General features: G+C 37.5%; 9 protein-coding genes and 1 pseudogene. 3 read left to right on the top strand and 7 right to left on the bottom strand.

Translation table 11 applies throughout. The annotated features are described in order from the left end of the window. Positions 1 to 17: 17 nt before the first annotated feature. The 3 genes from AC1Q6O_RS21535 to AC1Q6O_RS21525 form a co-directional block, all read right to left on the bottom strand. Positions 18 to 635: a nitroreductase family protein gene (locus AC1Q6O_RS21535; protein WP_008176945.1), complete on the bottom strand. Its 618-nt coding sequence runs from the start codon at positions 633 to 635 to the stop codon at positions 18 to 20. A gap of 68 nt (positions 636 to 703) precedes the next feature. Further along, positions 704 to 1,687, bottom strand: a complete 984-nt coding sequence (locus AC1Q6O_RS21530) for a ring-cleaving dioxygenase (protein ID WP_008176947.1) — start codon at positions 1,685 to 1,687, stop codon at positions 704 to 706. 51 nt (positions 1,688 to 1,738) lie between these two features. After that, positions 1,739 to 2,173, bottom strand: a complete 435-nt coding sequence (locus AC1Q6O_RS21525; protein WP_008176948.1) for a MarR family winged helix-turn-helix transcriptional regulator — start codon at positions 2,171 to 2,173, stop codon at positions 1,739 to 1,741. A 172-nt stretch (positions 2,174 to 2,345) separates the two neighbouring features. Here AC1Q6O_RS21525 and AC1Q6O_RS21520 point away from each other — a divergent pair, with 172 nt between their 5' ends. Next, positions 2,346 to 4,331 carry a catalase gene (locus AC1Q6O_RS21520; RefSeq protein ID WP_090003199.1) on the top strand — a complete coding sequence of 662 codons (1,986 nt, stop codon included), beginning with the start codon at positions 2,346 to 2,348 and terminating at the stop codon, positions 4,329 to 4,331. A gap of 53 nt (positions 4,332 to 4,384) precedes the next feature. Here AC1Q6O_RS21520 and AC1Q6O_RS21515 read toward each other — a convergent pair whose 3' ends face one another. From AC1Q6O_RS21515 to AC1Q6O_RS21505, 3 genes are all read right to left on the bottom strand, one after another. Beyond that, positions 4,385 to 4,849 (bottom strand): YusW family protein, encoded by a 465-nt coding sequence (locus AC1Q6O_RS21515; RefSeq protein WP_008176953.1) that lies wholly within the window; start codon positions 4,847 to 4,849, stop codon positions 4,385 to 4,387. 106 nt (positions 4,850 to 4,955) lie between these two features. Beyond that, positions 4,956 to 7,169 (bottom strand): YcdB/YcdC domain-containing protein, encoded by a 2,214-nt coding sequence (locus tag AC1Q6O_RS21510; RefSeq protein ID WP_090003198.1) that lies wholly within the window; start codon positions 7,167 to 7,169, stop codon positions 4,956 to 4,958. A 126-nt stretch (positions 7,170 to 7,295) separates the two neighbouring features. Next, positions 7,296 to 8,468, bottom strand: a complete 1,173-nt coding sequence (locus tag AC1Q6O_RS21505) for a glycosyl hydrolase family 18 protein (RefSeq protein WP_008176956.1) — start codon at positions 8,466 to 8,468, stop codon at positions 7,296 to 7,298. 653 nt (positions 8,469 to 9,121) lie between these two features. On the opposite strand from AC1Q6O_RS21505, the gene AC1Q6O_RS21500 reads away from it, so the two are divergent. Then, the gene (locus AC1Q6O_RS21500) at positions 9,122 to 9,541 is read left to right on the top strand and encodes a hypothetical protein (protein ID WP_090003197.1); all 420 of its coding nucleotides are present in this window, start codon (positions 9,122 to 9,124) and stop codon (positions 9,539 to 9,541) included. Positions 9,542 to 9,554: 13 nt separating this feature from the next. Beyond that, positions 9,555 to 14,639 (top strand): DUF4132 domain-containing protein, encoded by a 5,085-nt coding sequence (locus tag AC1Q6O_RS21495; RefSeq protein ID WP_492402184.1) that lies wholly within the window; start codon positions 9,555 to 9,557, stop codon positions 14,637 to 14,639. Between the two features lie 47 nt (positions 14,640 to 14,686). Here AC1Q6O_RS21495 and AC1Q6O_RS21490 read toward each other — a convergent pair. After that, positions 14,687 to 15,106: pseudogene (locus AC1Q6O_RS21490) on the bottom strand (hypothetical protein); the annotation flags it as partial.

The raw sequence follows: 15,106 nt of genomic DNA, 5'->3' as shown, positions 1-15,106 counted from the left end.
TTGTATTTTATACCACTTTAATAATAAATGGCAAATTCTTCAACTGGCTTACGATAACCACGTAAACGACGACTGCTTTCTTTTTCTTTTCCAATCGTAATCATGAGCGCTATTTCTTGCTCTTCTGGTACATTGAAAAGCTCACGCATTTTTTGATTATCGAAGCCAATCATTGGACAAGTATCCCAGCCACGATTTTTCGCGGCTAGCATAAATAACATGGCTGACAAAGATGCATTTCGAATCGCTTCATCTTTCATAAATTCCTCGCCGCGGTCTTCATAAAAGTGAGTATTCTCAGCAACTATTTCTTCTAACTCATACGTTGTGATAATCCCTAAATCGACCATACCTTGACTTAGTTCTGCCGTATTTTTATACGCTTTTTTATCACCTAATACAAGAATGACTCCAGAAGCTGAATGCACTTTATATTGACCATATGCAGCTTCTCTTACTTTTTCCTTCATAGCCTCATCCAACACAACGATGTAATTGGCATGCTGTAAGTTAAAGGCCGATGGAGCAAGTTTGACATCCTCTAAAATTGGGCGTATATCTTCCTCAGTCATTTTAACGTCCGTTAAAAAATTGTTCGCCGAGCGACGCTTATCAATCAATTTGGAAAATTCCATTCAATAAACCTCCAATTCAATATGTAACCATTCAGTAGAGAAAAAATTTCTCTACTGAATTAAAAATATTACTCATATTCTTTATCGAACGTAATGGAGCTTCTTACAGTATCTATAGGGCGAACAAGTCCTTCAATTTGTGTACGTTTTGGTTCTAGGAATGGTGGTAATGAAAGTTTTTCTCCTAACGTTTCATACGGTTCATCTCCCATAAATCCTGGCCCATCTGTTGCTAACTCAAATAAAATTTGTGGCGCTACACGTGCATATAAGGATTCAAAGAAATGACGATTTACATAGCCAGATGTGTGGAAACCAAAGCTTTCAAAACGTGCAGTCCATTCATCTAATACTGCACGATCCTCTACACGAAAGGCCGCATGGTGAACCGTACCAAAACCTTGGCGAGCTACTGGTAACACTGTATTGTGTTCTACAATCACTTGCGCTCCATTGCCACCCTCACCTACTTCAAATAGGTGGAAATGTCCGTCCTCCCCAATCTCTGTAAATAACATTACTTTTTCTAACACATCTTTAAAGTAATTAAAATCAGCTACACGAACAAATACTGGCCCTAAACCTGTAATAGCAAATTCAAGTGGGATAGGCCCATCCTGCCATGGCGTACCTGATGCGATACCTGTATCATGCTCATCAGAAATAAGCTGATACTGCTGATCATCAAAATCCACAAATGATAGTGTTTTTTTACCAAACTGTTCTTTTATACCTGTATGTTTTACATGTAATCGGTCAAAGCGCTTTTCCCAATAGTCTAAAGAAGCATCTGTTGGCACACGGAAGGAAGTCTTTGAAATTTCATTTGTACCATGTACACCTTTTGGAATGTTAGGGAAATCAAAAAACGTCATATCTGTACCAGCACTCCCTTTATCATCCGCAAAGAATAAATGGTATGTTTGAATGTCATCCTGATTTACTGTTTTCTTCACTAAGCGCATTCCTAATACATAGGTAAAGAATTTATAATTTTCTTCAGCACTGCTTGTAATAGCCGTTACATGGTGTACACCTTTTAAATGATTCATAAAAATTCTCCTCCCATTATCTCGAAATCGAGATATTTATTTAAAATTTTTTTACTGTTCATTCGCATTTTTGCCAACCTTTTTTAGGGACAAAATCATTGTATCCAGCTCTTGAGGTCCCAATACTTGAAATATCTCATTTATTTTTTGTTCATGCTTAGGGAAAATCTCTTCCATTAGGGTCTGTCCCTCATTTGTAAGCAATACATAAGTGACACGTCGATCTCTAGGGCATGATTTGCGATATACATAGCCTTTTTGTTCAAGCTTATCAATTACATACGTAATACTACTGCTTGCAATTAATATTCTTTTGCCGATCACTTGAATGGGCTGCTCCCCACGATGATACAGAAATTCAAGGACCGAAAATTCGGTTTGATTTAAGTCAAATTGAAGTAAATCCCTTTTTGTTGCTTCCTGAATCGTTTGATATGCTCGGAACAAGACCGTAAATGCTTTTAAGTTACGATTGTCTTCCTTCATACGACTCCCTCACTTATTTCGAATTTAATTATCTTTAATTCGAGATAATAATAACATATCCATTTTTAATCAGCAATCATTTTGTTTCGTATGTTACTCATTAGCTGAAAATGTTTGTGAACATCCTCTGCGGGTAGAAGGAAGTTGTAACTTATAAAGGAGGATTCTATATATGAAAAAAGAAATCAATCAAAAACAACAACAATTAGAAGCATTCCGAGTAAGTGATAAAAATCAACCACTCACAACCAATCAAGGACTAAAAATATCAGAGGATGAACATTCTTTAAAAGCTGGTGATCGAGGTCCTACTTTACTAGAGGATTTTCATTTTCGTGAAAAAATGACGCACTTTGATCATGAACGTATTCCAGAAAGAGTAGTACATGCACGTGGATCGGCAGCACATGGGATTTTTGAAACCTATGAATGTGCAAGTGACATTACAAAAGCACAATTTTTAAATGGTAAAGGAACTAAAACACCAGTCTTTGTTCGTTTCTCTACCGTTGCAGGCTCAAGAGGCTCAGCCGATACTGTCCGTGACGCACGTGGCTTCGCTACAAAATTTTATACACAGAAAGGTAACTATGATTTGGTCGGAAATAATATTCCGGTATTTTTTATACAAGACGCTATTAAATTCCCCGATTTCGTACACGCAGTAAAGCCCGAACCAAATAACGAAATTCCTCAAGCTCAAAGTGCCCATGATACATTTTGGGATTTTATTGCGAACAATCAGGAATCTGCCCATATGGTTATGTGGCATATGTCGGATAGATCGATTCCACGAAGCTACCGAATGATGGAGGGCTTCGGTGTGAATACCTATCGTTTCATCAATGCCGAAGGAAAATCCCATTTTGTTAAGTTTCATTGGAAGCCAGTTCTTGGTGTTAAATCGTTAGTATGGGATGAGGCACAGATCATAGCTGGTAAAGATCCTGATTTCCACCGCAGAGATTTATGGGATTCCATCGAACGTGGTGATTATCCAGAATGGGAGCTTGGCGTGCAGCTTATTCCGCATGAAGATGAATTTAAATTTAGTTTCGATATTCTCGATGCTACAAAAATATGGCCCGAGGAAGAGGTTCCTATCCGTATCCTTGGCAAAATGACGCTTAATAAAAATGTGGACAACTTTTTTGCTGAAACAGAACAAGCTGCATTTCATGTAGGGCATGTTGTACCTGGCATTGACTTCTCAAATGACCCTTTATTACAAGGCCGCTTATTTTCTTATACAGATACACAGTTAATAAGACTCGGAGGCCCAAACTTTCATGAGCTCCCTATTAATAAGCCTATCTGTCCTTTCCATAATAATCAGCGAGATGGCTATGGTCGACAAACGATTAATGTTGGGCAAGTTAGCTACCATAAAAATTCCTTAGCTGATAACACACCATACCCCGTTCCTGAGGCAGAAGGTGGCTATACACATTATGAGGAAAAAGTAGAGGGTCATAAAGTACGCGCACGCAGTGAAAGTTTCAAAGACCATTTTACACAAGCTAGGTTATTTTGGTTGAGTATGACCGATATTGAAAAGGAACATATCATCAATGCCTTTAGCTTTGAGCTTGGTAAAGTAAAAAATAAAGCCATTCGAAAACAAGTTGTCGATATGTTTGCCCATGTCAGCCATACACTTGCAACAGCAATTGCAGATAATATTGGTATTGTACCTCCCGTACACGTAGAGGTCCCTCATACTATGCAAACCTCCCCTGCTGTTAGCCAAATCTTGAATGCTATAGAAAGTGTAAAAACTTTTAAAGTAGCCGTGATCGTAGCAGAAAATACGGAGGAAAACCTAAATGACCTGATTGCTACACTTTTGAGCAAAAATATAGTAGTAGAATTAATTAGTACAAAACAGGGCTTACTAAATGGCTTTGAGATTCATGAAACTTTTGCCACTGCTTCGTCCGTACTTTATGATGGAATTTATGTAACTGGTTCCTACCATGATTCCCATCAACAAATTAAAGCAGAGCAATTTATTGAAGAAGCCTACCAGCACTTTAAAACAATTGGCCTTGCTAAAAATGTATCGGTTTTACCGCATATCGCCAATAAAAATGGGGTTGCGAATAACTTACCTTCTTTTATTCAATTCCTTTCAAAGCATCGACATTGGGAACGTTAACGTTTATACATGTATAAGCCAGCTAACGCTTGTTTAGCTGGCTTGTCTCATTTTTAAGGTAGTCGTTTAAATTCCTTTTCATTTCCGTCCATAAACTCTACTTCGACTTCAATGGACTGATAGTTATCTTCAATATTAAAAACTTTAATTACTTGATCAATCACTTCATCATTTGGCGTGGTAGAATCAAAATTTAACTGCTTAAATAACGGCTCTAGTTTTGTATAGGCTTCATCACCTTGTAACTTTACATTTTGTCGATCATCCTGTAACTTCGCTGAAATTCCTGATTTTTTATTTTCATACTCTACCTCGTATGACTCCGTTGCAGAATAATCAACATCCAATGAAAACTCTAAAAAATTGAATGTCACTTGGTCTGTAGGCGTATCACCAGTCTGTTGTGAAGCATTCTGATCTGCTGGCGCATTAGTAGGCACATCCTTTACCTCATCTTTATTACAGCCATAAAGGATAACCATTACGAAAGAAATCGCTAATAATAATTTTAATTTCATCCAATTGTACACTCCTTTCTTTTCATATTATTTCCCCATTCTGCTATAAACTAACCAAAAAAGGACATCTCCTCAAATGAGGAAATGCCCTTTTCATGACATACAACTAATAATAGAAATTGCGATCAACTTTATTTTCTTGAATAGCCTTTGCTAAACGAACTGTCGAGACAGCCAAATCAGCATATGACACACTCTTCGTAGCATTAAAGTTATTTTGCTGTGCATCAATTAGACCTATACCATTTGCTAAAGCAATATAGCCTGTATACGCTGGATCAATTGAAGATGCATCAGCAAAGTTTAATTTATAAATATCTTTATATTTAGCAACATTGTCTAATTGTAATAGTTTGATTGACCACTCTGCGAACTCTTGGCGAGTTAGAGTAGCATCTAATGCAAATTGATTAGCAGGCTGAATAATGCCCATTTTAACAGCTTGCTCCACTACCCCATAGAGCGGATGTTTTTTATCAATATTGTTGAAGGATTGCTTTTCCCCATCCCCATTGCCATAGTACCCGTAAGTTAAGGAGTGCAATAAAATTTTCAATGCTTCTCCTTTTGTTACAGCAGCGTCCGCATTAAAGTTTGCTATATCTTTTACATCTAACACATTTTGGTTGAATAAATAGTTTAACTCTTTGGCAGCTGTTGGATGAGAAATAGCTGGCTTCTCTTTTGAGTCATCTACATTCGTTAACCATTCACCAGAAATAGCATCAATTTGGTTATATAAACTTCCATTGTAAGTAGGTGCATACACCAAATCGTAATGGAGTTTACTCTCTGAATCTTGTTTTACATATTGCAGTTGCAATGTAAGTGCTTTGCTATAAGCTTCTTTTGCTTTGTCAGCGGATATAACATTATTAATAGGCTGCCAGTTATCTATCTTTTGCTTATATACACTTAGTGAGCGTAAAGATCCATCAGAGCCAATCCCTACATGTAAGCCATCTCCTACAACTGCAATACCATTCATAATGCGTGGGAAGGTGAAGTAATACTCCTTACTATATTGATCGAATACGGCATCCTCGATTGGCATTGAATATTCATGTAAATATGAAGGTGCCCATTCCTTCAAGTAATCAGTTGCCTTCTTCAATGCAGCGTCCTTAGAAATTGCGTTTACTTTGTTATTTATTAAAAAATCTCTCGATAGGTCATGATACTGAACTAGTTCACCTGTCGCCTTATTAATTTCTAAAGAGCTACCAGATCCACCATTGCCATACATATACGTATAGTTTACAGAGTAGATCGTCTCACCATTGTCATTTTCTCTTTCATCTACTAAATCGATCGTAAGTTTTGCTTTACTCTCATCAACTTTTAAGAAATTTTTTGCGAATTCTTCAGCCTCAGTTGCCGTCATACCGTTCTTTCTTGGTGGTAATGGTTGTGCTGAAATTTTTTCAATGCTCTTTGTCTTCGGCAATTGTTCAGTGAAACCATTTGCTGTCTGCCATTGCCCATTTAGAGCATGTACACCATTGAACCCTGTGGCAGGTGCATAAACAAGCTTCACATTACGTTGATCAGATCTGTAGTCATAATCAATATAATAACGAAGTTCGACAGCTAAATTATCACGAACTTGTGCCAGCATATCCTCCTCTTTCTTTTTTTGATCTAAACTATCAAAGGAAGCTTTACTAATAGACTCTGCATTACTAGACATCCCCGTAACCTCACCATTTGCCAGAACATTAATAGTAATACTTTGATCTCCAATAAGAACCCCATTATAAATTGGTGAATAGACATAGGAGTAAGTAATCGGTTCTGATAACGGTCTCGTCATATTAAAACCATATTCGTTATAATCATCACGAAGTTTGTAATTATCCGCATTTGCAAATTTACCCAGGAATTTTTGTGCAATTTTTTGTGCCTCATTCTCAGAATACTTTGCTGGATAGATTGCCTCTGCTATATTTGCAGGCTGATAATAAAAGTTTTCTAATTCTAAATCATCGCCCTTAAATACAAAGCTACCATGTACGTCTTTACCTTTAATTGTTTTATAGAAATTTAGTTCATATCGAACCGTTGTATCATCTCTATAGAAGTGTCCTGGTCCAGAATTAAAGTCTTGATCCGCTACAAATTTGAACTCTTCCGGAAATAGTGATCGTAGCTTTTTTATTAGCATATTTTTTGTAATTTTTGTTTCAGTTGAAGCTACCTGAATTTCAATACGCTCCGATCCTTCCTTTACATTTGCTGATGCTTGCGATATTGGTGCTAAAATACCAACAGAAAATGCTGTTGACGTTAGAATTATTCCTAACTTTTTAAATTTACCCAAAATATCCCTCCTAAAATACTATTTGCCATAATTATAATATAGTTTCCGATATTTAGAAACGTTTTTACATATAATTTCCAAATCAAAAGAAAATACAATGGGTAAACCCTATTCTTCTGCCTCGTTTCATTTCTTCACCACATCAAAATTAGCACCAATTAATACCCAATTTTGAGGGAAAGGTAATCCTAATTTCCAATAGCCAATGCCACGAAGATTATATTGTTTGACTAGATTAAATTTAGCTTGAATGGATCTTGCATCTTCAAACCATACAATATGCGCTCTACCCTGTTCATCATAGTATTCAAAAAACGGAGCTTGTGCTCTCCAATCATATTGAATTGCCGCATTATAACGTTTGGCAATCTCAATAGCTCGTTGAGGACTCAATGCTTCAGCAAATGGGCCCCCTTGAACAAATGGTAATGTCCAATCATAACCATATAAATTTTGTCCTAGCATAATTTTGCTGGCAGGTATTTCACTCACTGCATACTTGACAACGGCCTCCACTTCAGGAAGTGGGGAAACGGCCATTGGGGGTCCCGCAGAATAACCCCATTCATAGGTCATTAATAAAACAAAGTCCACTATCTCACCATGTGCCCTATAATCATGCCCCGCAGTCCATGGACCTCGATCACTTGCACTTGTTTTTGGAGCTAAAGCAGTAGATACCGTGTATCCTTGAGCATGGAATTTCTCCACCGCTCTTCTTAAAAAATTGTTATAGGCTTCTCGTTGATCACCTGGTAAATTTTCAAAATCAAAATGGATATCCTTAACGTCCTCTAGCTTTCTAGCCTCCGCAAGAATATTATCAAAGAGTAAATCCTGAACAGCTGTACTTTGAAAAATATCTCTCGCCAGATCTCCACTAAAACTGAAATTCTCCAGATTCGTAACGACCATTGCCAATGAAGCCCCAGTATCATCCGCAATTTGAGTTACACCTTGACTAGGCGGTATCCGTAAGGTGCCATCCCGTCTGGCTTCATAGCTAAATAAAGCTAAATATGTTAAATAGGGACCCGCTTCCCTAGCTTGATTTAAAAGTACCTCACTAACCGAAGTACCTCTTGGCTCTAAGTATGCTAATGTTTCTGCTCTTGTTTTTGGTGGTTGCGGAATATATAATCTCATCCCAACAGCTAATGGTTGATTTGGGTTAATACCGTTGACTTGCGCAAGTGTTACATAGTTAATACCGAAGCGTTGTCCAATTGACCATAAACTATCTCCTGGCTGTACATAATAAAAGCTACCAACAATAGGTATCACAAGAGCTTGCCCCACAACTAAACGATTTGGGTCTGGAATTTGATTGGAATCTACAATACTTTGAACCGTAGTCCCATACGCCTGCGCAATACCCCATAAAGACTCGCCAGCCCGTACAACATGTATTTGAATGATCTTGCCTCCTTCTAGCTTGATAAATCATACCTATAAAGTTTATGAGATAAGAAAAGAAATAATGTCTTTCTAGAAACCACATAAAAATCCATTCATCAAAGTAGCAAAGGATGTTACCGTGGTTTATTTTCTAATCTTCTAGCTTTATAGATTTGGCGAATAAAAGATCCTTTATAATAGTTTTAGCATCATCATTTCGTTATATTTTCCACACAAGCGTTCACTTTCTATTACTCTCTATATAGTAGAAGTAGCCTAAAAAATTTTCTTGTGTAATATCCTCTGCTTTCCATAGTATTTATATTATAGAGCGCAAATTGATACATACCCCTATAAAAATAATCGTACAAACGTTCTATTTTCAACAGATCTTTAAGCAAGCCTACCCCCTCTTTCTACCTTACTAATAATCCGTAACATGCTATTTTTTGTTACACATTTCCCAAAAATAATTATGCAACTAGCGTCGGATGCCTTATTCTTTTCATAGTTATCACTCTTGTATAATGAAATTATTGTAAGGAGGTGTTAGATTGCGTTTATTTTACCAACAAAAAGTAATCGGTAAGAAATCACGTAAGCTTCAACAGATTCCATTTTTCATTGAAGAACCTGTCATAAATTTACAAGATTTACTTATTAAACTTGTCACACAACAGGTACAACAATATAACGAGAAAATGGTTGATACGCCACTCCATCTCTATTTAACCGATCAGCAATTAGATGATGCGGCTCAGCATGGCAAGGTCCATTTTGGAGAGAAAAAAAGTGATTCATTCCAGCCAGTAGACCAAGCTGTCTCTACAATGCTTCAAGCTTTTCAAGATGAGCTTTTCTTAGTACTTCACAATGAGGAGTCTCTAGATTCGCTTAACTCGCCACTAACTGTACAGGAAGACGATGTTTTTACATTTATTAGATTAACCATGCTTGCAGGACGAATTTGGTAAGGAGGAATGTCTCATGACACTATCACATGAACAAAAAACACATTTTCAAAGTATAGTTGACACGGCACCGTCAACAATACAGCCATTAGCAGCCGCATTATTAAAGTATATGGACAATCGTGATTACGATATTGAAAAGCTTATTACAGAACAGCATGTTCAATCACTAGAGGAGCTGTTTAGCGGACAATTATTAGAAGTGCTTATATTATTTTCTTCACAGGAACGCGCGCTCCACATTAAGAAACTAGCTTTACGTTTTGATGCTACGATGTTCCAAACTGATATGTTACGTCGATCATTTCGTTCAGCACAGCCCGTACAAGATCATCTTTTTCAATGTCTACAATTAATAGAAGAAATGCTGACATTTGAAGAAATTAGTCTGGAGGATTTACTAGCTCACCATAGCCAATATGAGCATGGTACCTACCCGAACTATAGCTCTTATGTATTGAAAAACGAAAATGAAAAAGTAATGGGCTTTCACGTCTTTGAGCAATTGCTTGCTGAAGAATTATCCTTAGAAAATCCATTCATTGAAGATAAAGTAGAGAGTATTTTATTTGATGAGCACCGCAGTAACTTTTTCGGTCATCCACTCATTCGTGGCATTTTTAAATCAAGCAATAGTCGGATGCATGAAGCGCTTGGAAAATTATTAGTAGCGGCTGCACGTCAAGAAGGGCTTCGACAAGCAATTGTAGAAAATATTGACCACGGGAATCTTGATGCACAGCTCTACATGATGAAACTTATTCAGGAACATCAACTAACAAGGTTCTCCTCTGTTATACGAGCGGTCGATACATGGATGGGGCTTGGCTATAGTAGCTTCGAAAATCAAAAAATAACGGAGGAAGTTTTGTCCTTAGCCATCCAAGCGATGGAAGACGACCATTTCACTGAACAGTTGCTAAAAAGTGAACGGACCATTGATATTTACGTTGCATTATGGGCGACTTCGACAAAAGATTATACGGAGCTAGATGTGCTGTTGGCCGATCTCTTACAGCGAGACAAGCATATTCAGCTTACAACATTAGCTTTTTTGAAAAACCTATCAAAAATATCCTTTACAGCGCCTTTCGTGAAGGAATTAATTGTAACAACGAAGGATATCGAAATTTTTGCATTTGCATGGGATAATTTCCTTCATGCCAACCACTATATCAATAGTGAATATGCAAGAGATAATGAATGGGATAAAACACTTCAAAGCTTCATGAAAGACAATACACAGCTACAGGGCATAGAATATGCATTATTTGAACAGCTTGAATGGGCAAAAAATGAAATGACCAAAGATGGGTTATCCATTACAGGCAAGCCTCTATCTTTTGTCTTTGTTCACTTGTCATTCGAAGACTTAATTTCAACACAAATTGTACTTGCGTATTATCTACAAGATGAAGAGTTATTCCAACGAATCATCGCGCATGCAGATGCTTATCCACCATCAAGTAGGATCGGCTTATTGCATATTTATTGTCTGGATCCAATCACACAAGGACAGCGTGAATTTCTATTCAATTCATTACGAGATCGAAGCTCTATCAATCGTTCCCTTGCATTAAAGAAAATACATGCATTGACACCAACCAAAGAAGAAATAACAAAAATCGAGGATCTTTTAGCCAATAAATCTGGGGCTCTGCGGAAAGAAGCTATTTCACTCTTGAAAATTCAACCACAGGATCATATATTGGAAAGTGCTGAACGATTAATAAAAGACAGTAAGCAGCTAAAGAGGCTTGGTGGTCTTGAATTATTGTTAGAGGCATCTAAGGACTACAATTTAGCGAGCGAGCAAATTACGAAATTATGCTCCCTATTACCAAAGATAACAAAAAATGAACAAGTACTATTAGAACAATTAGTAGCAAGAGATGTACCCGAATATAACGAAAGCAATGGCTTTGGTTTATATACACCACATGCTCCTATTCCATACGATCGCATTGCCAATAGCGCAATCAAAATGAATGGTGAGGAACCTTGGCAACAGCTTGTACCTTTATATGTACAAACACCTACACCTATTGAAAAATTCTTTCAATATGATTTAGATAAGCTTCTCTCCAAGCTAGAACAACTTATTCAAATACTTGATGAATATGCTAATTTTGAATATGAAACTTATCAATGGAATGACACTAAAATGTTGACTACTTTAGGGCAAAAATACAGTATCTTGGCCTCTAAAACAGACAGTCAGCGAAATGCCAGTTTAGATGTTTATCCTATACCAGAGGCCATTGTTCAATGGATTAAATCATCATCTTTTAGCGGTGAAGACTTAGCTTATTTCAACTTTTATAATCATCTATCAGAATACCCTGCTACTCATGACCTTTCTGAAGCAGCCCATATTCTTATAAAACCTTTCTTTCAATATGAGGAAATGAAAAAATATGTTGCCCAATTTAACTCCTTGAAATATCACTATACGCTTCAGCAAATCTTTTCAGTTTTGTCGCAAGATATCAAAAATATTTCAGGAGAGACATTGTTGCATAAAGAAGCAGTTTCATTACTTGAACGACATGCACCAGCATTTAATAGCTTTGAACAGGCAACCGGTATCGTGCTTCAGCTATTACATCAAATCCCTGCTGATCAGTGGCGAGTGGATGTAAGAGATAAAGGCTATTACTACTATCAATCTACCTCTACAATTATCGACTTAGATATTATTGAGGCATTTGTCGATCGACTATCTAATTACGCAACTTATGAAGGCTATGCTAAAATGCTTGCCATTAACGAAGAGCTGACAAAGCGTATGCAAAAAGAAAATTATAGCCCAAGTCTCTACGATCTATCATTATTCCAATATTTAGATGCATTTAAAGTTGGCTTATTGACGCAAAACCATTTATATGAAGCTATTTTTACGAACACTCTTGCCTCAGAAATATTTACTGAACCAAGTAAACTGTTGGATCGCTATCAATCTTTTGAAGACTTAGCTGATTTCCTTGCCATTCGTAATCAAGCGATCGATCGCATCTTAGCTATCGAGCTAAAGCGTGGCGATACTCCGACAGCTGTTACCAAGCTTGCTAGTAGCATTTCTTACTTTGAAGGAATCGATTATTTCCTGCAAATTTTACAGGCACTTGATGGTGAAAAGCTTTCACGAGGTTATATATGGCAGGCAGAGACGAAAAAAGATGTCTTCTCTCGCCTTTTAACTAGCTGCTATCCTCAAAAAGAAGAAACCGCACAGCAGTTAAAAGAAGCATGGCAAAAAACAGAGATTTCTAAAGAGCGTTTAATTGAAGCTATGATGTATAACCAGCATTGGATTGACCTTGTCAGCGAGGTGATTGGCTGGGAAGGACTAAAGGAATCTGCTTGGTATTTTATTGCCCATACTACAGATTCTTTATCAGACTTTGCCAAAGATCAAATTGCCCTCTTCTCCAGTATAACGGCAGAAGATTTTCGTGATGGCGCCTTTGATTTAGCATGGTTCCAAAGTGCTTATCAAACACTGGGCTCTAAGAAGTTTAAACTTGTATATGATGCGGCGAAATACGCTTCAGAAGGAGCCAACCACCGTCGTGCTCAGCTTTATGCAGATACAGCCATTGGCACACTTAGTCCAAAGCCATTAATGAAAGAAATTCAGGAAAAGCGCAATAAAGATAAACTGCGTGCACTTGGACTTATTCCGTTAAAAACAACAGATGACAAAGATGCTCTACATCGTTACCAATTTATTCAACAGTTTTTAAAGGAAAGTAAACAATTTGGAGCTCAACGTAGGGCAAGTGAATCACGAGCAGCTAGTATTGCACTAGAAAATTTAGCCCGCAACGCTGGGGACGGAGAAGCTACTCGCTTCATATGGCGAATGGAATTATCAGCCTTTAACGATATTCAGCATTTATTTAAAGCACAGCCTATCGAACAAATAACAGCGCATTTACAAATTGAAGAAGATGCCGCTATTACAATAATCGTTGAAAAAGATGGTAAACGTCTAAAAAACATACCTGCTGCTTTAAAAAAGCATGCTGACGTTGTTACTCTTCAAGAAGCTCGTAAAGATTTACAAGAACAATATAAACGTGCACGTCCAGCACTAGAGCAGGCAATGACATTAGAAACCAAGTTTTCAGCGGAAGAGCTAATTAATTTGTTAGCTCACCCGATTCTAGCCCCGCTTTTACAAAAGCTTGTCTTTATTAGCGGCGAGCATGTTGGGATGATAACACCAGAGGGTTTACAGGTACTATCAGGTAATGTCGTGAATCTTGCTCCGACAACACCCTTAATGATTGCTCACCCTTACCATCTTCTTGAAAGTGGTCAATGGAGACAATGGCAAGCCTATATGTTCGAACACAAAATACAACAGCCATTTAAACAAGTGTTCCGTGAGCTATATCTTATAAATGCAGACGAAAAAGGTTTAAAACAATCATTGCGTTATGCGGGACATCAAGTCAATCCATCTCAAACAGTAGCCTTGCTAAAAACACGAGGCTGGCAAATTAGTTATGAAACTGGACCTCGTAAGGTGTATTACAAAGAAAATATTGTGGCATCCTTGTATGCGCAGGCAGACTGGTTTACTCCAGCAGAAATCGAAGCACCTGCAGTCGAAGGTGTTTATTTCTACGATCGTTTAACAGGAAAAGATATCGTGTTAGATGATATTCCAACTGCTATCTTCTCTGAGGTTATGCGGGATATGGACCTCGTTGTCAGCGTTGCCCATGTTGGTGGTGTCGACCCTGAGGCCAGTCATTCTACTGTTGAAATGCGGACTATTATTGTTGAGGAATTGGCAAAATTATTAAAGCTTTCCAACGTAGAAGTGAAGAAACAACATGTCCTTATTGAAGGTAAATTAGCAAGCTATTCCGTGCATTTAGGCAGCGGCGTGGCCCATCAAGTCGGTGGTTCGATGATACCAATTGTCGCAGTCCCATCTCAGCATCGTGGACGCATATTCTTACCTATGGTGGATGATGATCCACGAACAGCTGAAATTATGTCAAAGCTTTTAATGCTAAGTGAAGATACTAAAATGAAAGACCCAGCCATTTTAGCTCATATTCGTAGCTATGAACAAACGCATTAAAAGGTACAAAACAAAAACAGGTGACGAAACAACATACGTCACCTGTTTTATTGTACATTTGTTTTTATCATTTCAAATAAAAGAGGTACATTCGTTCCTCGCTGTAATGAATGGCTTCCTTCCATTAAAAACGACCAGCTTTTTTTCATTTTTTCCCTATAGGGTAGTTCAGCATCGACTGGCAAATAAGCCTTTAAATATTCTTCGATCGTACCAGACAAATTTTCTATAAACTCATCTGCCTTGTGGATTTTCTCCGTTGGGATTTCATTACGTTCATCCCATAGTACATGTTCTAAGTTTGTAGAGAAATAAAATAATTGATAAGGCACTTTCAAGCGATTAATACTAAAATGGTCATTCGCAATTAAGATTCTGGCATTCCTCGCCTTCATCTCATTGCGCTGTTCAATTTGCTCTTTACGCTTATCGGACTTCACTAAAATGGCATCCTCTGTATAAAACAA

The organism is Lysinibacillus sp. GW823-FHT06C08 (genome assembly GCF_058795135.1).
Note: the sequence above shows the minus strand (reverse complement) of the source record. Positions and strands in the feature narration are given on the sequence as shown.

Excerpts from the sequence above, each read along its gene's own strand:
- AC1Q6O_RS21530 (WP_008176947.1), bottom strand. The coding sequence starts at position 1,687 with ATGAATCATTTAAAAGGTGTACACCATGTAACGGCTATTACAAGCAGT.
- AC1Q6O_RS21495 (WP_492402184.1), top strand. The coding sequence starts at position 9,555 with ATGACACTATCACATGAACAAAAAACACATTTTCAAAGTATAGTTGAC.
- AC1Q6O_RS21525 (WP_008176948.1), bottom strand. The coding sequence starts at position 2,173 with ATGAAGGAAGACAATCGTAACTTAAAAGCATTTACGGTCTTGTTCCGA.
- AC1Q6O_RS21535 (WP_008176945.1), bottom strand. The coding sequence starts at position 635 with ATGGAATTTTCCAAATTGATTGATAAGCGTCGCTCGGCGAACAATTTT.
- AC1Q6O_RS21515 (WP_008176953.1), bottom strand. The coding sequence starts at position 4,849 with ATGAAATTAAAATTATTATTAGCGATTTCTTTCGTAATGGTTATCCTT.
- AC1Q6O_RS21520 (WP_090003199.1), top strand. The coding sequence starts at position 2,346 with ATGAAAAAAGAAATCAATCAAAAACAACAACAATTAGAAGCATTCCGA.